The 24,145-nt window shown below is 52.2% G+C and carries 22 protein-coding genes; 13 read left to right on the top strand and 9 right to left on the bottom strand.

The window, feature by feature from the left end:
• Nucleotides 1-5 precede the first annotated feature (5 nt).
• The 5 genes from hycE to hycA form a co-directional block, all read right to left on the bottom strand.
• Nucleotides 6-1,715 (bottom strand): formate hydrogenlyase subunit HycE, encoded by a 1,710-nt coding sequence (gene hycE, locus FDX04_RS13420; RefSeq protein WP_006687169.1) that lies wholly within the window; start codon nucleotides 1,713-1,715, stop codon nucleotides 6-8.
• A gap of 17 nt (nucleotides 1,716-1,732) precedes the next feature.
• Nucleotides 1,733-2,656 (bottom strand): respiratory chain complex I subunit 1 family protein, encoded by a 924-nt coding sequence (locus FDX04_RS13415; RefSeq protein ID WP_042310580.1) that lies wholly within the window; start codon nucleotides 2,654-2,656, stop codon nucleotides 1,733-1,735.
• 2 nt (nucleotides 2,657-2,658) lie between these two features.
• Nucleotides 2,659-4,485 carry a formate hydrogenlyase subunit 3 gene (hycC, locus tag FDX04_RS13410; RefSeq protein WP_137361209.1) on the bottom strand — a complete coding sequence of 609 codons (1,827 nt, stop codon included), beginning with the start codon at nucleotides 4,483-4,485 and terminating at the stop codon, nucleotides 2,659-2,661.
• Nucleotides 4,482-5,093, bottom strand: a complete 612-nt coding sequence (gene hycB, locus FDX04_RS13405; protein WP_032940517.1) for a formate hydrogenlyase subunit HycB — start codon at nucleotides 5,091-5,093, stop codon at nucleotides 4,482-4,484. Before hycB ends, hycC begins: the two co-directional genes overlap by 4 nt.
• A gap of 143 nt (nucleotides 5,094-5,236) precedes the next feature.
• Complete coding sequence (gene hycA / locus FDX04_RS13400; RefSeq protein ID WP_042310585.1) at nucleotides 5,237-5,695, bottom strand: formate hydrogenlyase regulator HycA; 459 nt, start codon at nucleotides 5,693-5,695, stop codon at nucleotides 5,237-5,239.
• Nucleotides 5,696-5,893: 198 nt separating this feature from the next.
• On the opposite strand from hycA, the gene hypA reads away from it, so the two are divergent.
• The 6 genes from hypA to flhA all read left to right on the top strand — a co-directional run bounded on the left by hypA (nucleotide 5,894) and on the right by flhA (nucleotide 11,931).
• Entirely contained in the window at nucleotides 5,894-6,265 is a 372-nt protein-coding gene (hypA, locus tag FDX04_RS13395) for a hydrogenase maturation nickel metallochaperone HypA (protein WP_137361210.1), read from the top strand.
• 103 nt (nucleotides 6,266-6,368) lie between these two features.
• Nucleotides 6,369-7,241, top strand: coding sequence for a hydrogenase nickel incorporation protein HypB (gene hypB, locus FDX04_RS13390; RefSeq protein WP_038633101.1), 873 nt, complete (start codon nucleotides 6,369-6,371; stop codon nucleotides 7,239-7,241).
• On the top strand, nucleotides 7,232-7,504 hold the full coding sequence (hypC, locus tag FDX04_RS13385) for a hydrogenase 3 maturation protein HypC (protein WP_038633103.1): 273 nt from the start codon (nucleotides 7,232-7,234) through the stop codon (nucleotides 7,502-7,504). Before hypB ends, hypC begins: the two co-directional genes overlap by 10 nt.
• Nucleotides 7,505-8,626, top strand: coding sequence for a hydrogenase formation protein HypD (gene hypD, locus FDX04_RS13380; RefSeq protein WP_137371071.1), 1,122 nt, complete (start codon nucleotides 7,505-7,507; stop codon nucleotides 8,624-8,626).
• Nucleotides 8,623-9,633: a hydrogenase maturation carbamoyl dehydratase HypE gene (hypE, locus tag FDX04_RS13375; protein WP_061382333.1), complete on the top strand. Its 1,011-nt coding sequence runs from the start codon at nucleotides 8,623-8,625 to the stop codon at nucleotides 9,631-9,633. Before hypD ends, hypE begins: the two co-directional genes overlap by 4 nt.
• Before the next feature lie 219 nt (nucleotides 9,634-9,852).
• Nucleotides 9,853-11,931, top strand: coding sequence for a formate hydrogenlyase transcriptional activator FlhA (gene flhA, locus FDX04_RS13370; RefSeq protein ID WP_061382334.1), 2,079 nt, complete (start codon nucleotides 9,853-9,855; stop codon nucleotides 11,929-11,931).
• 94 nt (nucleotides 11,932-12,025) lie between these two features.
• Here the strand turns inward: flhA and FDX04_RS13365 are convergent, their stop codons facing one another.
• From FDX04_RS13365 to dcuC, 3 genes are all read right to left on the bottom strand, one after another.
• Nucleotides 12,026-12,370, bottom strand: coding sequence for a nitrous oxide-stimulated promoter family protein (locus FDX04_RS13365; RefSeq protein WP_042311148.1), 345 nt, complete (start codon nucleotides 12,368-12,370; stop codon nucleotides 12,026-12,028).
• 85 nt (nucleotides 12,371-12,455) lie between these two features.
• Complete coding sequence (locus tag FDX04_RS13360) at nucleotides 12,456-14,150, bottom strand: NAD-dependent malic enzyme (RefSeq protein ID WP_137361211.1); 1,695 nt, start codon at nucleotides 14,148-14,150, stop codon at nucleotides 12,456-12,458.
• Nucleotides 14,151-14,201: 51 nt separating this feature from the next.
• Entirely contained in the window at nucleotides 14,202-15,569 is a 1,368-nt protein-coding gene (gene dcuC / locus FDX04_RS13355) for a C4-dicarboxylate transporter DcuC (protein WP_042310602.1), read from the bottom strand.
• Nucleotides 15,570-15,922: 353 nt separating this feature from the next.
• Here dcuC and FDX04_RS13350 point away from each other — a divergent pair, with 353 nt between their 5' ends.
• Nucleotides 15,923-16,816: a MurR/RpiR family transcriptional regulator gene (locus FDX04_RS13350; protein WP_137371070.1), complete on the top strand. Its 894-nt coding sequence runs from the start codon at nucleotides 15,923-15,925 to the stop codon at nucleotides 16,814-16,816.
• 39 nt (nucleotides 16,817-16,855) lie between these two features.
• Here the strand turns inward: FDX04_RS13350 and FDX04_RS13345 are convergent, their stop codons facing one another.
• Nucleotides 16,856-18,226: an adenylosuccinate lyase family protein gene (locus FDX04_RS13345; RefSeq protein WP_137361214.1), complete on the bottom strand. Its 1,371-nt coding sequence runs from the start codon at nucleotides 18,224-18,226 to the stop codon at nucleotides 16,856-16,858.
• Between the two features lie 406 nt (nucleotides 18,227-18,632).
• Between FDX04_RS13345 and FDX04_RS13340 the strand changes: the two genes are divergently transcribed.
• The 6 genes from FDX04_RS13340 (at nucleotide 18,633) to sitD (ending at nucleotide 24,077) form a co-directional block, all read left to right on the top strand.
• Nucleotides 18,633-19,673, top strand: a complete 1,041-nt coding sequence (locus FDX04_RS13340; RefSeq protein WP_079226082.1) for a porin — start codon at nucleotides 18,633-18,635, stop codon at nucleotides 19,671-19,673.
• A 10-nt stretch (nucleotides 19,674-19,683) separates the two neighbouring features.
• A complete protein-coding gene (locus tag FDX04_RS13335) occupies nucleotides 19,684-20,457 on the top strand; it encodes a DUF4886 domain-containing protein (RefSeq protein ID WP_042310610.1) in 774 nt (257 codons plus the stop codon).
• A 182-nt stretch (nucleotides 20,458-20,639) separates the two neighbouring features.
• Nucleotides 20,640-21,557, top strand: coding sequence for a metal ABC transporter substrate-binding protein (locus FDX04_RS13330; protein ID WP_042310613.1), 918 nt, complete (start codon nucleotides 20,640-20,642; stop codon nucleotides 21,555-21,557).
• Entirely contained in the window at nucleotides 21,554-22,369 is an 816-nt protein-coding gene (gene sitB, locus FDX04_RS13325) for an iron/manganese ABC transporter ATP-binding protein SitB (RefSeq protein ID WP_137361216.1), read from the top strand. The genes FDX04_RS13330 and sitB overlap by 4 nt, the downstream gene beginning before the upstream one ends.
• Before the next feature lie 2 nt (nucleotides 22,370-22,371).
• Complete coding sequence (sitC, locus tag FDX04_RS13320; RefSeq protein ID WP_137361217.1) at nucleotides 22,372-23,229, top strand: iron/manganese ABC transporter permease subunit SitC; 858 nt, start codon at nucleotides 22,372-22,374, stop codon at nucleotides 23,227-23,229.
• The gene (gene sitD / locus FDX04_RS13315) at nucleotides 23,226-24,077 is read left to right on the top strand and encodes an iron/manganese ABC transporter permease subunit SitD (RefSeq protein ID WP_042310618.1); all 852 of its coding nucleotides are present in this window, start codon (nucleotides 23,226-23,228) and stop codon (nucleotides 24,075-24,077) included. The genes sitC and sitD overlap by 4 nt, the downstream gene beginning before the upstream one ends.
• Nucleotides 24,078-24,145: the final 68 nt, after the last annotated feature.

Here is a 24,145-nt window from a genome sequence, read left to right as displayed (position 1 = left end):
ATTCCTTATTTCAGCGGCGAGTTTTTACGCTCGATGCTGTAGCGCTCAAGTTCTTTGTACGGCACGACTTTGCTCTTCTTCTTACGCACATCGACCACGGTCATACGGTCGGTACAGGAGTAGCAAGGATCGAGGCTACCGATAATCAGCGGGGCATCGGAAACAGTGTTGCCACGCAGCATGTAACGCAGCGTTGGCCAGTTGGCGTAGGTTGCCGCACGGCAGCGCCAGCGATACAGTTTCTGGTTATCGCCGGTCATGCTCCAGTGGATGTCATCCCCGCGCGGCGCTTCGGCAAAGCCCAGCGCGAAGCGGTGAGGAATATAGGTAAAGCCTTCCACCGCCAGCGGGCCGCCCGGCAGGTTGTCCAGACCAAAGTCGATCATGTTCAGTGCGGTATAGACTTCATTGATACGGACTTTAAGACGAGAAATAACATCGCAACCCTGCTCGCTGTGCACTTCCATCGGCAGCAGGCCATAGCCGACAAACGGGTGATCGGCACGGGTATCACGCGCGTGACCGCTGGCGCGAACCATCGGACCGACGTTACTAAAGTCGCGGGCGATCTCCGGATCCAGACGGCCAATACCCACGGTACGCTGTTCCATGTTCGGCGTGCTGAGCAGCATATCGACTAGTTCCTGCACCTCACGACGCATCTGCTGCGCCAGTTGACGGGTCTGGATCATATCGTCTTTCAGCAGGTCACGACGGATACCGCCGATCAGGTTCATACCGTAAGTTTTACGCGCCCCGGTGAGGATCTCCGCCATCTTCATCGACGTTTCACGCACGCGGAAGAACTGCATAAAGCCGGAGTCAAAACCGGTGAAGTGACAGGCCAGGCCGAGGTTCAGCAGATGCGAGTGCAAGCGTTCCACTTCCAGCAGAATGGCGCGGATCATCTGCGCGCGTTCCGGCACCACGATACCCATCGCATTCTCTACGGAGGTGGTATAGGCGGTGCTGTGGGCAAAACCGCAGATGCCGCACACGCGGTCCGACAGGAACGTCACTTCGTTGTAACCCATACGGGTTTCCGCCAGTTTCTCCATGCCGCGGTGGACATAGAACAGACGATAGTCGGCGTCGATGATGTTCTCGCCGTCAACAAACAGACGGAAGTGACCGGGTTCATCGGAGGTCACGTGCAGCGGGCCAATCGGCACCACGTTATTTTTCTTGTCGCCCAGTTCATTGATGAACTCGTAGGTTTCAGCATCGGTGGTCGGCGCCGGGCGCTGACGATAATCCATACTGTCTTTACGCAGCGGATACAGCTCGTCCGGCCAATCATCCGGCAGCACCAGACGACGTTCATCCGGCAAACCGACCGGGATCAAACCGTACATGTCGCGCACTTCACGCTCGCCCCAGACGGCAGCCGGAACGCGTGGCGTGACGGATGGGAATTCCAGCTTATTGGCATCCACTTCAACGCGGACGGTGATCCAGCACTTGGTGCCCTGCTCCATCGACATCACGTAATAAACGGCGTAATGGCCGCACAGCTGACGTTCGTCGTTACCAAACAGCACGGACAACCAGCCGCCCTGTTTGTAGTACAGGAACTCAACCACTTCCGGCAAGTAGTTCACCTTGACGGTGATAGTCAGCTGATCTTTAGTCTGCCAGGCTTCATCCAGCACCACGCCCGGAAAGGCCTGGTGCAGAGCGGCGAGATAGTGTTGACCTAATTTTTCTTCAGACATGCTCAAACTCTCTTAAATCACGCCACCAGCAAGGAGACGAACGCTAAAAACGCAAACCCAAAACCGGCCCAGGTCACGCGTGAAGTGGCGCAAAAACGCAGACGCGCCATGCTGTTTTCGAACAAGGCGATGACCAGCACGCCGAGGACCAGCTTGACGACGGCAATCACCAGCGCCAGCAGCAACCCACCCGCGGTGAAGGTTTCCATCTGTCCCCACGGCAGGAACACGCCGACGAACATTTGCAGAACGACCAATTGTTTGAGGCTAATGCCCCACTTCAGCACCGCAAAACCGCTGCCGCTGTATTCGGTCAATGGACCTTCCTGCAACTCCTGCTCTGCTTCCGCCAGATCGAACGGCAGTTTGCCCATTTCGATAAAGGTGGCGAAAGCACAGGCGCACAGCGCCAGAATCAGCGGGATGCTGCGCGCAGCAGGCCAGTGATAAACGGTATCGGCGATATTGCTGATATGCGTTGAACCCGCAACCTGCGCCGCTACCCACAGACCCAGCAGCAGGATAGGTTCAACCAGCACGCCGAGCATCGCTTCACGGCTGGCGCCAATAGCGGTAAACGGACTACCGGTATCCAGACCCGCGATAGAGAAAAAGAAACGGGCGATGGCGAACAGGTAAATTAAGGTGATCAGATCGCCCAATTGCGGCAGCGGTGAACCAACAGTCACGACCGGTAACGCGGTGGCAATAGTCAGCATCACGCCCACCATCACAAACGGCGTCAGGCGGAAAACCCAGCTGGAATCCGCAGGCGCAATGCTCTGACGGCCCAGCAGTTTGATAATGTCGCGGTATTCCTGCAAAACGCCCGGACCGCGGCGATTGTGCAAACGCGCACGCGCCACGCGGGTCACACCGGACAGCAGCGGCGCAACGGCAAACAGCACCAGCGCCTGAATTAACGGATATAAAACACTCATTTTCAGGCTCCTCGTGAAACCACAATCACCACCAGCACCGCCAGCTCAATCAACGCCAGGCGACGAAACAGTACCGGGGCGGCCGCATTCTGCCAGCCCGGAACCAGTGATACCGGGTTCAGCCATTTACGCAGTTTGAGTACCGGGGCAAAGGCTTCTTTCACCGGCATGGCAAAACCGTGTGCGGTAATAACCATTGACTGCTCGTGATCGTAACCACACACCCATGCCGCACCGCGTGAACGCGACGGCAGACGGTTGCCTTTGAAAATTGCCATGATGATGAACGGCAGCAGCGGACACGCGATCAGCAGCAGCGTGATCATCGGCTGAGAAACGGTGGTGTTCGCCGTTTCCAGCGGCAATGGAACGGCAGAGGAAATCATCGGCAGCAGCCACGGCGCAGCAACGCCGCCAATCACGCAGCAGATAGCCAGCGCAACCACGCTCACGCCCATCAGGATTGGCGCGCAGCAGGCATTTTCAGCTTCCTTCGTGCGCGGCGCGCCAAGGAACGTAACGCCATACACTTTCGCCATACACATCACCGCCAGCGCGCCAGTAATCGCCAGTCCTACCGCCAGCAACGGCCCTAACAGACGACCGACAAACGCGCCGCTGTTACCCAGTTTAAAGAAGGACTGATAGATGACCCACTCACCGGCAAAACCGTTCAGCGGCGGCAGTGCGGCCATCGCCATCAGGCCAACCAGCATCGCCAGAGAGATAACCGGCATACGTTTACCGATACCACCCAACTTCTCGATATCACGATGACCGGTACGGAACCAGATGCTGCCAGCACCGAGGAACAGAACGCTTTTGAACAGGCTGTGGTTGACCAGATGATACAGACCACCGGTCAAACCCAACGCAATCAGCGCCGGTTGATTCAGCGCAATCCCGGTTACGCCAGCGCCCAGACCCAGCAGAATAATGCCGATATTTTCCAGCGTGTGGTACGCCAGCAGACGCTGGATGTTATGTTCCATTAACGCATACAGACCGCCGACAAATGCGGTGATCATGCCCAGCACCAACAGCGTAATGCCCCACCACAGCGGCGCGTTACCGCCCAGCAGGGACAAGGAAAGAATACCCAGCAGACCGACCTTCATGACCACGGTAGAAAACAGTGCCGCAGCCGGCGCGCTGGCGTTGGCATGTGCCTGTGGCACCCATCCGTGCAGTGGGATAATCCCGGCCAGCAGGCCAAAACCCGCCACGCCCAGCAGCCAGATGTCAGACCCAAGCGGCAGCTCCTGGGTGCGCAGATCGAGCAGACGCAGTTCCAGCGTACCGTAGCGCTGCCACACCAGGTAGCAGGCAATCGCCAACAGCAGCGTACCGATGCGCCCCAGCGCAAACCACAGTTTGCCCTCTTTACTGCAACCGGTCAGGAACACCGCGCACAGTGCCATGATTTCCGCCATCACCACCAGCGTACCGAGGTTGCTGGCAACTACCGCACATACCGCTGCGGCCATCAGCAGATTCACCAGCAGGCCGTTGGCTTTCACCTGTGGATGGCGATGCCAGTCAATGTTGTACAGGCTGACAAACAGACCACACAGGCCCAGGGTAATCAGCCAGATAGCGTTCAACGGGGTAATTTGCAGGCTGTGACCAATAAACGGCATCACACCGCTTACCGCCAGCGCGTTGGTCAGCACCATAAAACCCGCGCCAGCCGTACACAAACTGCCAACAGCACCGCCAACCCCTGCAATCCAGCCGCTCAGTGGTTTATGAAATGAAAACAGAAATGCCAGAACAGCAGCCGCTGTAAACCAGGCCACGCCGCTGTTAATCAGTGAAATTGCGCTCATTTTGCATCTCCACTTTGAGCCTGCTGAAACAAGGTGAGATCGCCGAAGTCGGTATTGAAAGTCAGCTCACGTTTACGTTTGCTGGCGCGGGCGATATCCATGTTGCTCACCAGATGCAGGGCTTTGGTCGGGCACATGCGTACGCAGGCCGGACCTTGCTCGTCAAAACTACACAGATCGCATTTCACCGCGATGGCACGAACGCCCGGAACCCAGTCCAGCAGCGTGCTTACGCGAGCTGGAGCTGGCGGAGCCGGAGGCGCTTTTGATGTATTGGCGTTTGCCGGGATATGCAGCGGACGGCTACCGGAAAACTCAATAGCACCGAACGGACAGGCGATCCCGCACAGTTTGCAGCTTACGCACAGGCTTTCATTCAGCTGTACGGCACCATCAACGCGATTAATCGCATTAACCGGACAAACGGTAGCGCATGGCGCATCTTCACACTGGTGGCAAAGCTGCGGCGCGGATTCTTTTTCATTTAACATCACTTTCAGGCGCGGCATTGACTGCAGGCCATGCTGGCGATGTGTCTCTGAGCAGGCGGCTTCACAGGTGTGGCAGCCGATACAAAGAGTGGAGTCAGCAATTACAAAACGATTCACCAGGCATTCCTCAGGTGATAGTCATTTTTGACGAAAACATGTCAGGCAAATGTCATTTCGACATTTTCGACATGCCCATTCCCTAAACTGTCGTGACGCAGAAGTAAAGCCGCATCATGACAAACGTGGGCAGCACCCGAGGCTTAAGCCGGGCTATGTCCCTCAACCAGCTGGCTTAAATTCACCGGCATATTGTTTTCAACCGCCGTATACAGGCTGTCATAGACGCTGGCGATTTTTTCGAGATAGTGCTCCAGCACCTGATCGCGATCGCGGTTGCTGATACGCTCATCAACTTTACCGTCGATGGTCAACTGTGCCTGTGCAATCAGTTGTTTATCATCACCCTCTTTCGTTTCGACGTAATACTCGATGGTGTGACTGTTAAAGCCATCCGCCAGCGTGACATAGATAACGAAGTGTTCAAAAAGGACAAAGCACAGATCTTTGTCCGGCGCACAGCTCATCGCATGATGCAAACGCGCTTTCGACAAGGTGATCCCCTGAACCAGCGAGTTGCAGTAAATACGCCACTGGTCCTGTAGGCGACGATGCCGTTCAGCGATGTAATCGGCTTTTTCGCTTATTTCCCAAATAGTCATGTCAGGTTACCCGTTTAGCAGAGATGAACAGCCTTAAGCACATTTCATGCCAAAATTAATTTTCTTTATTTTCATAAACATAAGAAATCAAAGGCGGGTGACGATGTGTCATTTCGTCATCGTCGTCATTGTCACGAATGAAAAAATTCAACCTGGCATGTTTATTGCTTTTAATACGACAACTTCATAGGAGGCGGTATGCACGAAATAACCCTCTGCCAACGGGCACTGGAATTGATTGAACAACAGGCCACGCAACACGGAGCAAAGCGAGTAACTGGGGTCTGGCTCAAAATTGGCGCATTTTCTTGCGTAGAAACCAGCGCTCTCGCCTTTTGTTTTGATCTGGTATGCCGCGGGACCCTTGCAGAAGGTTGTAAACTCCACCTCGAAGAACAAGAAGCGGAATGTTGGTGCGAATCTTGTCAGCAATATGTCACGTTACTGACGCAACGCGTGCGTCGGTGTCCGCAATGCAACAGCGATACGCTGAGAATTGTGGCCGATGATGGTCTACAGATTCGACGAATTGAAATAGACAGTAATTCTGCGCCGGATGGCGACGCTTAAGCGTCTTATCCGGCCTACAGGAATAGCCTGAGTTGTAGGCCGGATAAGGCGAAGCCGCCATCCGGCAACAGATTTACCGCAAGATAGAGATCAGGAGTGAGCGATGTGTACGACATGTGGTTGCGCTGAAGGCAACCTTTATATAGAGGGTGATGAGCATAATCCCCACTCGGCGTTTCGCAGCGCGCCATTTGCCCCGGCGGCTCGCCCGGCGCTGAATATTACCGGTGTGAAAACCTCTAATTTCGCACCGAGCCAGACCGCAGAAGGCGACCTTCACTACGGTCATGGCGAGGCGGGTACCCATGCGCCAGGCATGAGCCAGCGCCGTATGCTGGAAGTCGAAATTGACGTGCTGGACAAAAATAACCGTCTGGCCGAACGTAACCGCGCCCGTTTTGCCGCTCGTCAGCATCTGGTATTAAACCTCGTATCAAGCCCGGGCTCTGGTAAAACGACGCTGCTGACCGAAACGCTGATCAAGCTGAAAGACAGCGTACCGTGCGCCGTGATTGAAGGCGACCAACAGACGGTCAACGATGCCGCCCGTATTCGCGCCACCGGCACCCCAGCCATCCAGGTCAACACTGGTAAAGGTTGCCACCTTGACGCGCAAATGATTGCTGACGCCGCGCCGCGTTTGCCGCTTGATGACAACGGCATTCTGTTTATTGAAAACGTCGGTAACCTGGTCTGCCCAGCCAGCTTCGACCTCGGCGAACGTCATAAAGTGGCGGTGCTGTCCGTCACCGAAGGCGAAGATAAGCCGCTAAAATATCCGCATATGTTTGCCGCCGCATCGCTGATGCTGCTCAATAAAGTGGATCTGCTGCCGTACCTCAATTTTGATGTTGAAAAGTGCATCGCCAGCGCCCGGGAAGTGAACCCGGACATTGAGATCATCCTGATTTCCGCCACCAGCGGCGAAGGGATGGACCAATGGCTCTCCTGGCTGGAGACACAGCGATGTGCATAGGTGTTCCGGGTCAAATCCGCACCATTGATGGCAACCAGGCCAAAGTCGACGTTTGCGGTATTCAGCGCGACGTCGACCTGACGCTGGTCGGTAGCTGTGATGAAAATGGTCAGCCGCGTCTGGGTCAGTGGGTACTGGTCCACGTCGGCTTTGCGATGAGCATCATTAATGAAGCAGAAGCGCGCGACACGCTCGACGCACTGCAAAACATGTTTGACGTTGAGCCGGATGTCGGCGCGTTGCTGTACGGCGAGGAAAAATAAATGCGTTTTGTTGACGAATACCGCGCACCAGAACAGGTGATGCAGTTGATAGAGCACCTGCGTGAACGTGCCGCTCTCCTCCCCTACACCGCCGAACGACCGCTGCGCATCATGGAAGTTTGTGGTGGTCATACCCACGCTATTTTCAAATTCGGGCTCGACCAGTTGCTGCCCGAAAACGTGGAGTTCATTCACGGTCCTGGCTGCCCGGTTTGCGTTCTGCCGATGGGCAGGATCGACAGCTGTGTTGAAATCGCCAGCCATCCGGAAGTGATTTTCTGCACCTTTGGCGACGCCATGCGCGTGCCGGGAAAACAAGGCTCACTACTACAGGCCAAAGCGCGCGGCGCGGATATCCGCATCGTCTATTCACCGATGGATGCGCTGAAGCTGGCACAGGAAAACCCGACACGTAAGGTTGTGTTCTTTGGCCTGGGTTTTGAAACCACAATGCCAACCACCGCCATTACCCTGCAGCAGGCCAAACAACGCGATGTGCAGAACTTTTACTTTTTCTGTCAGCACATTACGCTTATCCCCACGCTGCGCAGCCTGCTGGAACAGCCGGACAACGGCATCGATGCCTTTTTAGCACCGGGGCATGTCAGCATGGTGATTGGCACCGACGCCTATAATTTCATTGCCTCAGATTTCCATCGCCCGTTAGTGGTCGCCGGCTTTGAGCCGCTCGACCTGCTGCAAGGCGTGGTGATGCTGGTTGAACAGAAAATCGCCGCCCATAGTCAGGTCGAAAACCAGTACCGCCGCGTAGTACCGGATGCCGGTAACACCTTAGCGCAACAGGCCATCGCTGAGGTATTTTGCGTCAACGGCGACAGCGAATGGCGTGGTCTGGGCGTGATCGAATCGTCTGGCGTTCACCTGACGCCGGACTATCAACGTTTTGATGCCGAAGCGCATTTTCAGCCAGCGCCACAGCAGGTATATGACGATCCACGCGCGCGTTGTGGAGAGGTGTTGACCGGCAGATGTAAACCGCATCAGTGTCCATTATTTGGCAAAACCTGTAACCCGGAGACCGCGTTTGGCGCACTGATGGTCTCCTCAGAAGGCGCATGTGCCGCCTGGTATCAGTATCGTCAGCAGGAGTGTGAAGCATGAACAGCGTACAACTCGCCCACGGTAGCGGCGGTCAGGCTATGCAGCAGTTGATCAACAGTCTGTTTATGGAAGCTTTTGCTAATCCTTGGCTGGCGGAACAGGAAGATCAGGCGCGTCTGGAGCTGGCGCAACTGGTTGCAGAGGGCGACCGCCTGGCGTTCTCTACCGACAGCTACGTTATCGACCCGTTGTTCTTCCCCGGCGGCAATATCGGCAAGCTGGCTATCTGCGGTACGGCGAACGATGTCGCCGTCAGCGGCGCTATTCCGCGTTATCTCTCCTGCGGGTTTATCCTTGAAGAAGGTCTGCCGATGGAGACGCTGAAAACCGTCGTCACCAGCATGGCGGCAACCGCACGCGAAGCGGGCATCGCCATCGTGACCGGTGATACCAAAGTCGTGCAGCGTGGCGCCGCAGATAAGTTGTTTATCAACACCGCCGGTATGGGGGCGATCCCCGCCAACATTCACTGGGGCGCGCAAACTCTCGGCCCTGGCGATGTATTGCTGGTTAGCGGTACGCTTGGCGATCATGGCGCAACCATTCTTAATCTGCGCGAGCAATTGGGTCTTGATGGCGAACTGGTCAGCGACTGTGCGGTGTTAACGCCGCTCATTCAGACGATACGTGATATACCCGGCGTGAAGGCGCTGCGTGACGCCACGCGTGGCGGCGTGAATGCGGTGACGCATGAGTTTGCCGCATCATGCGGATTTGGTATTGAGCTGTCTGAAGCGGCCCTGCCTGTGAAGCCTGCGGTGCGTGGCGTTTGCGAGCTGTTGGGCCTCGATGCGCTCAACTTTGCCAACGAAGGCAAACTGGTGATTGCCGTTGAGCGTCAGGCTGCTGAAAGCGTGCTTGCCGCGCTGCACGCGCATCCGTTAGGACGCGATGCGGCAATGATTGGTGAAGTGGTTGAACGTAAAGGCGTACGTCTTGCCGGACTGTATGGCGTGAAACGAACCCTCGATTTACCACACGCTGAACCATTACCTCGTATATGCTAGCAGCCAGTTGGCAGCATACTGTAGGCCGGAGAAGACGCATTTGCGTCACTATCCGGCATTAACGCTGCATTATCGCCTGATGGCGCTTTGCTTATCAGGCCTACGGATTGCGTGACCAGCGAGTTTGCGGTCAGCCATCCGGCAATAATTTACGACTTATACCTATAATTCATTTACCGTTTTCGCACCGTTTTGCGGTGCTTTCCCTGGAAAAGCAATATGTCGTATACACCGATGAGTGACCTCGGACAGCAAGGACTGTTCGATATTACTCGTACATTATTACAGCAGCCCGATCTTCAGTCTCTCAGCGAGGCGCTTACACAGCTGGCCAAGCGTTCCGGACTGGCCGACTGCGCGGCTATTGTCTTATGGCAGGCACAAACGCAACGTGCGCGTTATTTTGCGACGCGCGAAAATAGTAAACCTATCGATTATGAAGACGAAACGGTGCTGGCGCATGGGCCGGTACGCCGTATTCTGTCGCGCCCCGACGCGCTGCACTGCAACTATCATGAGTTCACGGAAACCTGGCCGCAGCTGGCATCCGGCGGATTATATTCTGAATTTGGTCACTACTGTCTGCTGCCGCTGGCGGCGGATGGGCGCATCTTTGGCGGTTGCGAATTCATTCGCAATGAAGACCGGCCATGGAGCGAAAAAGAGTACAATCGGCTGCAGACCTTCACCCAGATTGTCGGTGTCGTGGCTGAACAAATTCAAAGCAGAGTCAGCAATAACGTCGATTACGATCTGCTGTGCCGTGAGCGTGACAACTTTCGCATTCTGGTCGCCATCACCAATGCGGTGCTTTCCCGACTGGACATAGACGAACTGGTCAGCGAAGTCGCTAAAGAGATCCACCATTATTTCGACATCGATGCTATCAGCATCGTGTTACGCAGCAGTCGCAAAAATAAGCTGAGCATCTACTCCACCCACTATCTGGATGAACATCACCCGGCGCATGAACAGAGCGAAGTGGACGAAGCAGGCACGCTCTCTGAGCGGGTCTTCAAAAGCAAAGAGATGCTGCTGATTAACCTGAGCGAACGCGACGCCCTTGCTCCTTATGAACGGATGCTGTTCGAGACCTGGGGCAACCAGCTACAAACTCTGTGCCTGCTGCCGTTAATGTCCGGTAATAACATGCTTGGCGTACTAAAGCTGGCGCAGTGCGAAGAGAAAGTCTTCACCACCGCCAACCTCAAACTGTTGCGCCAGATTGCCGAACGCGTGGCGATTGCCGTGGATAACGCCCTCGCCTACCAGGAAATTCACCGTCTGAAAGAACGTCTGGTCGATGAAAACCTGGCGCTGACCGAGCAGCTCAACAACGTTGACAGTGAGTTCGGCGAAATCATTGGCCGCAGCGAAGCAATGTACAGTGTGCTCAAACAGGTCGAGATGGTGGCGCAAAGCGACAGCACCGTATTGATTCTCGGCGAGACCGGAACAGGCAAAGAGCTGATCGCCAGAGCAATTCATAACCTGAGTGGCCGTAACGCCCGCCGGATGGTAAAAATGAACTGCGCGGCAATGCCTGCCGGATTGCTGGAGAGCGATCTGTTTGGTCATGAGCGCGGCGCGTTTACCGGGGCCAGCACGCAACGTATTGGGCGTTTCGAACTGGCGGACAAAAGCTCACTGTTCCTTGATGAAGTGGGCGATATGCCGCTTGAGCTTCAGCCGAAGCTATTGCGCGTTTTACAGGAACAGGAGTTTGAGCGTCTGGGCAGCAATAAGCTGATCCAGACCGATGTCCGTTTGATCGCCGCCACCAACCGCGATCTGAAAAAGATGGTCGCCGATCGCGAGTTTCGCAACGATCTTTACTATCGGCTGAACGTCTTCCCGATCCATCTGCCGCCGCTGCGTGAACGCCCGGAAGATATTCCGCTGCTGGTAAAAGCCTTCACCTTTAAAATTGCCCGCCGGATGGGGCGCAATATCGACAGTATACCCGCCGAAGCACTGCGTACGCTGAGCAGTATGGAATGGCCGGGTAACGTGCGTGAACTGGAAAATGTGGTAGAACGCGCAGTACTGCTCACAAGAGGCAATGTACTGCAACTGTCTCTGCCGGATGTCGTCGCTTTGTCGCCTTCCACGCCGCCGGTGGCGACCGAAGTCGCACAAGATGGTGAAGATGAATACCAGCTGATCATGCGCGTGCTGAAAGAGACTAACGGCGTTGTTGCCGGTCCCAAAGGCGCGGCGCAACGACTGGGGCTGAAGCGCACGACGTTACTGTCACGCATGAAGCGCCTGGGTATTGATAAGGATGCGCTGGTTTAACGGTTCACCCGATAGCGCTTTGCTTATCGGGTCTACCCACAGGTGTATTTGTAGGCCGGATAAGCAAAGCCGCCATCCGGCATAGAATTGTTACTTACTTCTTCCGCTGGTACTTCTCGGGCAATTCCGGGACGGGACGTTTGTCATCAATCAGATGACGTACGGTCAGGATCGGATGACGCCAGAGCATTCTTGGCCCAGCCCAACGCATAATCTGCTTCATCTCTTCACGTTTGGCGGGTTGATAACAGTGTACCGGGCACTGTTTGCAGGCCGGTTTTTCCTCACCAAATACGCATTTATCGAGGCGCTTTTGCGCATAGGCAAACAATGCATCGTAATGTCCCGGCTCGTCTACAGCCTGCGGACACTGGCTCTCGTACAGCGAGATCATTCTCTGGATCGTCATTTTTTCTCGTGCAATACGTTTGCCGGACATGGTGCCTCCCCTATTAAGTTGCATAAATAATACACCTTAATAGTGAAGGCAACCATGACCTGCGAACAATTCCCTGGGAGAATAGTTAAATTGCCCTGCGTTTATAAGGACGGTAGTGCGGTAGCCAAAAGTTATCTTTAATGCTCCGCAACAAGGCATCGTCGCTCATTTTTTCCGCCACACCTGACTGCTGCGCCGCCTTGCCGACCTCAAACGCAATATTGCGAGTCACATCGCATATTGTGCCAATCTCTGGTAACAGCGCGCCTTCACCGTCATGCACCAGCGGAGAAGCTTCCGCCAGCGCACGGCTTGCCGCCATCAACATAGCCTCTGTTATCCGCGTCGCGCCGCTGGCAATAGCCCCCAGACCGATCGCCGGGAAAACATACACGTTATTACACTGTGAAACAGGAATGACACGTCCATACATCTCTACCGGCTCGCATGGGCTACCGGTTGCGATAATGGCCTGTCCCTCGGTCCAGTGAAGAATATCTTCTGGCCGTGCTTCCATTTTTGAGGTGGGATTCGACAATGGCATCACGACAGGGCGATCGCAGTATTGGTACATCGTGCGAATCACCTCCTGCGAGAACAATCCAGCCTGACCCGAAACCCCCAACATTACCGCGGGTTTGGCATTACGGATCACTTCCAGAAGTGACGGCGCCAGCCCCTCATACTGCCAGTCAGAAATTTCCTCGGGTGACTGCGCCAGCGGTTGCTGGAAATCAGCTAAGGCATTATTGCTGGTCATTACCAGACCGTCGCGGTCGACCATAAAAATGGTCCGTCGGGCTTCGGCCTGCCCCATGCCTTCTGACATACGACAAGCAACAATATGCCGGGCGATCCCACATCCCGCAGCCCCCGCCCCAACAATCACGATGGATTGCTGATGAAAGTCCCGGCCGCTGCCACGGCAGGCTGCGAGTATGGTTGCCAGAGCCACCGATGCCGTGCCCTGGATATCATCATTAAAACAGCACAGTTCATCGCGATAACGTTCAAGCAAAGGCACGGCCGTATGCTGGGCGAAATCTTCAAACTGCAGTAGAACATTAGGCCAGCGCCGTTTTACGGCAGCAATAAACATTCCAATAAACGCGAAGTAATCTTCACCGGTTACGCGCGGATGACGCCAGCCGATATAGCGCGGATCGTCCAGCAGTCGCGTATTGTTCGTGCCGACATCCAGTAGAATGGGTAACGTATTGGCCGGATTAACCCCGCCACACACGGTATAGAGCGAAAGTTTTCCGATAGGAATTCCCATACCGCCAACACCCTGGTCGCCCAATCCCAGAATACGCTCGCCATCGGTGACGACGATGACCTTGATATCGTGACGTGGAATATCATGCAATATATCGTCAATACGTTCGCGATCGGGCCAGGAAATAAAGACGCCACGCGCACGACGATATATCCAGGAGAATTTTTCACAGGCGGCCCCAACCACTGGGGTATAAACAATTGGCAGCATCTCTGGCAGATACTTTTTCAGCAGGTAATAAAATAACGTTTCGTTGGTATCCTGAATATTACGCAGATAAATATGCCGTGCGTTATGGGATTCTGCTTCGATATACTGTTGATAAGCTCGCTCGGCTTGTTCATCAATATTTTCAATGGCGCATGGCAGTAAACCGCCAAGGTTAAAGTCATGCCTTTCTTGCTGCGTGAAGCTGCTGCCCTTGTTTAATAACGGAGACTCAAGCAGTAACTTTCCCGTAAACGGGACGTATAAAACATCGTTTGTCACGTTGTCATCCATAAATTGCAACCAGATAAAAAATAAGAGCCTGTGTTACCAGGCTCTCGGTATTCAAATCAGGACATAGTTGGCTATCAGCATCGCTGCGATACCTGCCAGCGCAGGAAGCAGGGTTCTTCTGACAATCATAAATGGTGAACATTCACCCGCTTTACTCACCGCAATAATGATGCCAGCCACTGGAGACATCGAGCGCCCCATACCCGCCATCAGCTGCATAGGGAGGATCATATTGACGGCGCTTTCACCAAATTTTGCCGCAATTGAAGGAGCCAGTCCGGAGAAAGAGAAAAAGGCTGCAACGCCAGATCCGGTCAGCACAGCGGTGATCCCCACCAGGGCGGTCATCACCAGCGTCATGCTGGTAAAGCCCAGACCGGCGTTTTGTACGGACTGCAACAGATAATCTACAGCACCAATTTTCTGCAGTCCCTGAGCATAAATATCCGCACATACCAGCAAAGAAACGATGCTGGTAAACATACTGCCCATGCCTTTGAAAAAGACCTGTATCCCTTTACAGCAGCTTTTGAAATCACGCGTGGTCGCCAGCTCGAAGAAAAAGGCGACAACTGCGCCAAGAATCATCGCAGTCACCACATCGATTTTGATAGATTTGATCACCAGCGGGCTAAAGACCAACACCAGTACCACCGGCAGAACCGGCAACAGCGCGTAAATAGCAGGAACTTTACGCCCTTCTTCTTCAGCCTCAACCACGCTTTGCGCGCCGGGTACGAAGCCATCTTTTTTGTCGAAATACTTCGCGGTAAAGTAAATCACCACCGCCACAGCCAGCATCACCACCACCGCTACCGGCATCTGATAATGGGCAAAGTAGATAGCACTTTCCATACCGGCATGCTTCGCCGCCAGATTGGCCGTACCTACCGCAGGTCCTAAGTCCATAAACGCGCACAAACCAATCATCGCGGCCGCGGAGGCTTTACTCACCCCAAGGCGAACCAGGACCGGGAAGAATGTCACCAGCAGCAGCATCGCCAGGCCTGCCGCACTTGAAATTGCCACATGCAGAAGCTGCGCACAGATATACCCCAACGCAAGGATTAAGTAAGGCGCTTTAATCACCTGCAGCGGCCGAATACACATATTGACCATCGCATTCGACGCTTTAATATGATCCATATAGCTGGCGAATCCACCCGCAGCCATAATGATAAGACCAATACCTGCAATTTGTGTGGTAAGCGATTCTTTTGCAAAGCTAAAGATATCCAGCCAGGTTGACCCCGTGGATTTTGCTTTATCATACAGAATACTGTTTTCTGGATAAAACAGTACGGTAATGGTCAATAATGCCAGTCCAGCGAGTAATAAAACAGTTTGCGGCTGATAATTTTTCACAATTAACCATGCAGCAATAACTGTTATCACTATTGCTATAATAAACGCCGTCATAATAACAATTCCTATGCCATATAAATCGGGTAGGGTTACCTGTCACATCATCATAACTTATGTAGGATAGTAAAGAATCACCCCTATATATAAGCAGCTATAATATGTACATAAAATTATCGTATTACATACTCAAACATTGAGTTTTAATTGTAATGGGTTGTGTGGTTGTAAAATACGGGAAAGGTGTTTTCCCACCCCTTTTTGTGAGTAAGATCGCAACTCATCTGAATGCGTCCGCCTTCCCAAGAAAAGACTGGATGTGGGTGTCCAACATATTCATTCTATGATTGACGTCGAAAGCGTATTATCCTATAACAACGTTGATATACAACAGCCATCGGGTGTTATCCATGTACAAGAAAAACACATTAAGTCTGGATGAGTATAACTCACTCACTCTTAATATGGGTGATCTAACTGAATCTGAGTGCCGACTTAATGAGTACATTAATAAACACTTTAATGAACTCCCCTATCATGGCATTGTGGATCTTTCACAAAATGCGATGGTAAGCAAAGCGACCATTGGCCGGTTCTTAAATAAAATTGGCTTTACAGGTTATGCAGCTTTCCGCAAAGCATTAGACATTACGTTGTCAAAAAATAAAATTTCTGCGCCTTTTGAGAAAAACACCAAACTACGTAACAACCCCAGCATTACCACAGAAAGTATCGTTACTGATTTCACATGTAAAGTATCAGAATTATTTAATCAATTTAAAAATAATATCGATATTGAAAGCCTGAATGCTTTTATCGATCTGGTACTGAACAATCAACGTCATATTTATGTTGTCGGCCCTTCATCTTCTCATGCCATGGCGACACATTTTTGTACCCTGCTAAAATACTTTCGCAGCGATATAACACTGTTACCGACAGACATCAGCGAACTTCCCAAATGTCTTATCAATATTGAGGAGAAGGACGTACTGATTGTCTTCTCCTACTATCGATTCAATCGGGTTGCCCTCAATATTGCAAAGTGGTTCAGAAAAAAGAATGCCGTCGTGGTACTGGTTACCAACTCAGAAGCGAACCCTTACGGTAAATTCTGCGATCTGCAGTTTGTTCTTCCCAGCGACGTACAGTCCATTTTTCAAAGCCGTATACTCGGCTTCTTTTTTATCGAACTCATTTTGCATCTGGCTTATGAGAAAGGCGATAACGAGGGGAATTTTGCCCAACTGGAGGAATTATTCGTCTTTTTTGAAACTTTTTCGGCATCAGCCCACAACACTTAGCGCCGCCAGGAGAGTGCCTCCTCCCGGCAGCATGGCAAATCAGGCAATCTCTACCGTTTTTACGCGTTCGAATTCAGCTATCGTTTCAGCAATTAGCGCATCATTAGCCCCGATATATGATAGCGGCTCGCAGGCGGCGGTAATTTCCGCCACAGACAGTGATGCGCAGATTTCCGGGCTGGCCAGCACAACCTCCATGAAGTTCTGCTCACCAGTTGCATTCTTCAGAAGTTTTTTCAATAAGTTATAGGCTGACTCTCTGCCAATTTTGGCGGCAAGTTTCATCGTCAGCGATTCCGACATAATAAAGTGTTTCGAGCAGTCAAAATTAGCGCGCATCTTCTCTTCATTAATAACGAGATGCGAAAGCAGATTTTTTGCACGTGTCAGGCTGGTCGATAAGGCATTCGATGCCTCCGGAAGGATCGTCCAGTTCAGAACCCTCATAGAAGCGGCTCGCACATCCTGTTGATCCAACATGGCCGGCGCGCCGGAAGCATACATCCAGCCCATTCTGGCCAGCGTTTGTATCATGTTACTGGCGCGCGGATTGACTTTGTGCGGCATTGTGCTTGATCCTCCACCGCCTTCGCCTTCAAACACTTCAGCGATCGGCGTGCGCCCCATGGTTTCGACATCGTTAGCCAGTCGACACAGCGTGCCATGGACAAGCGCAAAAAACTGCACAACTTCAACGACCGCATCCTGACTGGCATTATTAATACCGCAGGGCACGTTAAGACCCAGCGCCAGCATCAGTCGTTCACGGGTTTCCATACCCTGCTCGCCCACGGAAGCCAGATTGCCTACCGCACCACCAAAGAGTCCGGTCACCGCGCGTGGATACAACTGCTGGAGTCTTGCCAGGTGGCGGTTAATCTCTGTCAGATAACTGCACACATGGAGCCCCCATGTTGTGGCGGAGGCATCTACCGAATTGGTGCGCGCGACCATTACCGTGCGGGTGTGTCGTATTGCCATTGCTGTTATAACTTCACCTACATCAAGCAATTGCTCGCGCAGCAATTGCAGCGTTTGCTGCAATCTCATCGCCATACCTGAATCCAGCAGGTCTTGAGTGGTGCATCCCCAATGCAGAAACTGGCCTACCAACGGCGTACCGAAGGCGGAGATCTGATCGATTAGCGGTTTTATTGCCATACCAACCGTTTGTGTTTCCTTTGCCAGAGTAGGCCAGTCTATTTGTATTTCCTGGCAGGCATGCGCAATTTCAGATGCCGCCTGCTCGGGGATAATCCCTAACTCACTTTGAATGCGTGCAACAGTGACCTCAAATCGCAGCCAACAACGCAGCAGATTGTCGTCAGACCATATTTCCCGCATCCGCTCGTGGGTGAACAATGATGAATAAAGATCAGAATCAAATACCGTTGTTTGCTTACCGAACATACAGCGCCTCTCCGGCCAATGATGCGTTATAATCGAAAATGTGATTAATCAATTTTGCGGGATCTGTTCTGCAAATTACAGGGGAAAATAGTATTCCCACCCCAAAACCGGCTATGAGAATGCACTATTCCCATTTTCAGTTTTTGCTCCCGTTAGAAATGGGATGTACTTCACAGTAATTCCTGCATTACAGTTTAAACAGTCACAACATTTCAATAAAAACGTTCATTAAATATAAGAACCATTAATGCAATAGCGCAATCAGATATATTTATGCGTGAATAATCACATTTCATTACGAGAAAAAATGTTTCCCATACCGCTGTCCTTCCTTTTTCACAAACAATTATCCCGCTGTGAACTTTCTTTTTATGGTCAGGAAATTAATGCTGTTTTGAGGGATGACATGAAGCTAAAAAATTATTCACTAATATTACTAATGGGTATGAGTTCCTCGGCGTTCGCCTTAAACGTCTATAATAAAGATGGAAATACTCTGGATATCTATGGACGTGTTGAGGGTAAAATTGCGAGTGGTCAGAATTCATTTGCCGGCAGTGAAAGCCGAAGCGATTTGGGTGGACGTGTAGGTATTTATCTCACCCGAGATCTGGATCTGCTGCCAGATACCAAAATCGTGGGTCGCCTGGAATGGCAGGTGCGTACCGAAAAAAATGATAACAATACCGGTGAAAGCGATATGGAAGCCCGCTATTCCTATGTCGGTCTGTCGAATAAAACATGGGGTGAATTGATCACCGGGAGAACCAAAAACCCGTTGTACCAGGTTATGAAAATGACCGATAAATACAAAAACTTTACGCCCAATATCTACAGCTATGGCATTACAACCATTGATGATTCGTACCAGTTCAACCGCCAGGACGGCACCGTACAGTGGAACGCCAAATTTGCTGGTAACGAAATTCAGCTGGCATGGGTCTCCGGTAATGGCAACAGCGATAACGAAGCCCTCGATTATGGCGCGATGGCCAGCTATCGTAAGTCTTTCAAATTTGGCGATTTTAGAATTACACCGGCGATTGCGGCCAGTCGTTATAAGCGACAGGATGGTGTTGTGACCACCGATGGACGTAATCAAAACGATCAAATTATGGGAGGGTTACAACTCAACTATAAAGCCTATGAAGTTGCGGTAACCGCGTTACGCACATCTATTTCCCGCGATAACAAAAGTGATAATAATTATAAAGGAATGGACTCACTTATTTCCTACAACTTTGGCACCGTCAAGGTTCTCACTGGATACAGTTTTTTAAATGAAGATGGTAAAGATATCGCTGAAAAAGAAGACTGGCGTGCTGAAGCGCAATTAACATTGGCTGAGGATACGTGGTTATCATTTACTTACGATAAAGAATTCGCCAGTAAGAACAAAAAAACCAATGATGATGCGCTCATCGTTGGACTCCGTTATGATTTCTAAGAGATAACCAATGAAAAAGATAACTTTGCTTACCGCTGCAATGGCCCTTGCACTGAGCAGTGTCTGCGCTCATGCGGATACGTTATTAGCGCCTTCCGCTCATGCCAAAATGGATGGCGAGAATAAAATCGTCGCGCTTTATGGTAACTCATTCACGTTCTATAACAATAATATCAACACCCGATTACGGGATTTGACGCAGTCTTTACTGCCGGACCATGCCAAAGGCTATAAGTATCGGGGGATAACGATTTCCAGCGGTCATTTAGGCTGGCAAATTGAGAATATGCGCTACCAGAACACGCTACAGAAATGGGATGTGGTGGTATTGCAGGGGAACTCCACAGAAACGATCTCAAAGAAAGAAAGTACCCGACAAAACTTCGTTGACTCGGCAACCCAAATGGCCGAAATGGCACATAAAGCCGGTGCAAAAGTCGTCTATTTCATGACCTGGGCGAAGAAAGCTAAACCCGAAGATAGCCAAAAACTGGCGGATGCTTATATCTCCATTGCGCAAAAAACAGGGGGGTATGTCGCTCCGGTAGGTCTGGCTTTCGAGAAAGCGCGCAAAACCCATCCGGAAATAAACCTGTATTATCATGATGGTGTACACCCTTCGATTTCTGGAACGTATCTCGCAGCCTGCGTATTTTTCGCTACCTTGTATAACCAGTCTCCGGTCGGCGGCGCACTTCCGGTCGATACGGACATGACCCCTGCCACCGCCAAAGCGTTACAACAGGTTGCATGGGAAACCGTCACTGAGTTCCAGAAGTCATAATCATCAGGTTATTCATCACCGACACGCCGGCAATTCTGTCGGCGTGAAATGCATTATCCCCCACCAATTCCTTAGCACCCTACGCAAATAAGAATTATTTTCATTTATTTATGCCTTGTGCTATATAACATAGCAAAGGCTATATTCGTTGATAAATTAACCACTTTGTTGTGAGGGATACTATGCCGCAGCTGCCCCATCTGAAGTCATTTCTCCTTGCTGGCGCGTTAACGGCGCTGACGTTGTCACCTGCCTGGGCGCAAGAAAAGTTCAAAGTGATAACCACCTTTACGGTGATTGCGGATATGGCGAGTAACGTGGCAGGTGACGCCGCGGACGTCAGTTCCATCACCAAACCTGGGGCAGAAATTCATGAATATCAACCCACGCCGGGCGATATCAAGCGGGCGCAAGGCGCACAGCTTATTCTCTCGAACGGGCTTAACCTCGAGCTGTGGTTTGCCCGTTTCTACCAGCATTTATCCGGCGTGCCGGAGGTAATGGTCTCCAACGGTGTGCAGCCAATGGGTATCAGCGAAGGGCCGTATAATGGCAAACCCAATCCGCACGCCTGGATGTCGGCAGAAAACGCGCTGATCTACGTGGATAATATTCGCGATGCGCTGATGAAATACGATCCGCAGAATGCCGCAACCTATCAGAAAAATGCGCAGAATTATAAAGCCAAAATCCAGCAGACGCTGGCGCCACTACATGCAGAACTGGCAAAGCTCCCTGCCGATAAACGCTGGCTGGTCACCAGTGAAGGCGCGTTTTCTTATCTGGCACGTGATAACGGCCTGAAAGAGTTGTATCTGTGGCCGATCAATGCCGATCAGCAGGGTACCCCCAAACAGGTACGCAAAGTGATCGATGCGATCAGAGCGCATCATATCCCAACGGTATTTAGCGAAAGCACCGTGTCCGATAAACCTGCGCGTCAGGTGGCCCGTGAGTCTGGCGCACATTACGGCGGCGTACTGTATGTCGATTCGCTCAGCGCGGCCGATGGCCCGGTACCGACCTATCTGGATTTACTGCGCGTCACCACACAAACCATTGTTAACGGCATCAACGAAGGTCTGGAGAGCCAACCATGAGTCACTCTGCGATTACCGTAAATCAGGTTACGGTGACGTATCGCAACGGTCACACCGCATTGCGGGACGCCACTTTTCAGGTTCCGGGCGGTTCGATTGCCGCCCTGGTCGGCGTAAACGGTTCAGGAAAATCAACGCTTTTTAAAGCGCTGATGGGGTTTGTTCGCCTGGCGCAGGGGGAAATATCTATTCTGCAACAGCCGGTTAATCAGGCACTGAAACAGAATCTGATTGCCTATGTCCCTCAGTCGGAAGAGGTGGACTGGTCGTTTCCGGTACTGGTGGAAGATGTGGTGATGATGGGTCGTTTTGGCCATATGGGCTGGCTGCGTCGGCCAAAACAGATCGACCACGCCAGTGTTGATGCAGCGCTGGCACGGGTCGATATGCTGGACTATCGCCATCGCCAGATAGGTGAACTGTCTGGCGGGCAGAAAAAACGCGTTTTTCTGGCAAGAGCCATCGCTCAGGATGGACAGGTGATTTTGCTGGATGAACCCTTCACCGGCGTGGATGTGAAAACCGAGGCGCGCATCATCGACCTGCTACGCGAACTGCGCGATGAGGGGCGAACCATGCTGGTCTCTACCCATAATCTGGGATCCGTTACCGAATTTTGTGATTACACGGTAATGATTAAAGGTACGGTGCTGGCAAGTGGCCCGACCGAAACCACCTTTACGACTGAGAATCTTGAGCAGGCATTCAGCGGCGTTCTGCGCCATGTGGCGCTGAGCGGCGGTGAGCAACATGTGATTACCGATGATGAACGCCCGTTTATTTCGCGACGCGCGGCCAACGAGGGGGAATAATCATGAACTGGCTGACAGAACCGTTTGGTTACCAGTACATGCTCAACGCGATGTGGGTCTCGGCAATGGTCGGCGGCCTTTGTGCGTTTCTCTCCTGCTATCTGATGCTCAAAGGTTGGTCGCTGATTGGCGATGCGCTGTCGCACTCTATCGTTCCGGGCGTTGCCGGCGCTTATATGTTAGGGCTTCCCTTCGCCCTTGGCGCATTTCTTTCCGGTGGACTGGCAGCGGGCAGCATGCTGTTTCTCAATCAGCGTTCGCGCCTGAAGGAAGATGCGATTATCGGACTGATTTTTTCCTCTTTTTTCGGTATCGGGCTGTTTATGGTGTCGCTCAATCCGATGTCGGTCAACATCCAGACCATTATTCTGGGAAACGTGCTGGCGATTGCACCGGAAGATATTCTGCAACTGGCCATCATCGGCGTCATCTCGCTGACTATTCTGTTGCTGAAGTGGAAAGATCTGATGGTGGTTTTTTTTGATGAAAACCATGCGCGCTCCATCGGTCTGAATCCTGGCCGGTTAAAGCTGTTATTTTTTACGCTGCTCTCCGTTTCCACGGTTGCCGCTCTGCAAACCGTCGGCGCATTTCTGGTGATTTGTCTGGTGGTCACACCCGGTGCCACCGCCTGGCTTCTGACCGATCGTTTTCCGCGTCTACTCACTATCGCCGTGGCTATCGGCAGCCTGACCAGCTTTTTTGGCGCCTGGCTGAGCTACTGGCTGGACGGCGCAACCGGCGGAATTATTGTGGTTCTACAAACGCTGCTGTTCCTGCTGGCGTTTGTCTTTGCGCCAAAACACGGTCTGCTGGCGAATCGCCGCCGCGCCAGCCGGGTGAACAAGGAGTCCGTATGATCTTCACAACGCTGCTGGAACCCTTTCAGTTTAGCTTTATGGTCAATGCGCTGGTCATCTCCACCATTGTCGCCATCCCCTGTGCGCTGTTGTCGGTGTTTTTGGTGCTTAAAGGCTGGGCGCTGATGGGCGATGCCATGAGCCACGCGGTTTTTCCCGGCATTGTGCTGGCGTGGATAGCGGGTATCCCACTGGCGATTGGCGCGTTTATCGCCGGGCTGTTTTGTGCGGTGGCAACGGGCTATCTCGACGACAATAGCCGAATTAAGCGTGACACCCTGATGGGGATCGTCTTTTCCGGTATGTTTGGCGCGGGCCTGGTGCTATACGTTTCGATCCAGTCGGAGGTCCATCTCGATCATATTCTGTTCGGCGATATGCTGGGCGTATCGTTTAGCGATATTGTGCAAACCTCGGTTATTACGCTGGGGATTGCGCTTATCATCGGGCTGAAGTGGAAAGATCTTCTACTGCACGCCTTCGATCCGCATCAGGCAAAGGCCAGCGGTCTTAACACGACGCTGCTGCATTATGGTCTGTTGTGTATGATTGCCCTGACGATCGTCGCCACGCTGAAATCGGTAGGCATTATTTTGTCGATTTCCTTGCTAATTGCACCAGGCGCCATTGCGATATTAATGACACGGAAATTTTCCCATGCCTTATTGTTGGCGGTGGTCATGTCGGTCATAACCTCATTTCTGGGCGTGTATCTGTCATTTTTCATCGACAGCGCGCCAGCTCCCACCATCGTCGTATTATTTTCGCTGCTGTTTGTGATTACCTTTATTTATTCAACGCTGCGCGATCGCCGTTTAGAGAAACAGCTGCTGCGGCATGATATATAAATAACGCTTAATAGTATGTTCGCTAATATTATGACATCGACAGGCACCCCAGCTATGAATATAGCCTC

Source organism: Citrobacter sp. wls615, assembly GCF_005281355.1.
Classification (GTDB): Bacteria; Pseudomonadota; Gammaproteobacteria; order Enterobacterales; family Enterobacteriaceae; genus Citrobacter; species Citrobacter werkmanii.
This window is presented reverse-complemented; position numbering and strand designations above follow the sequence as displayed.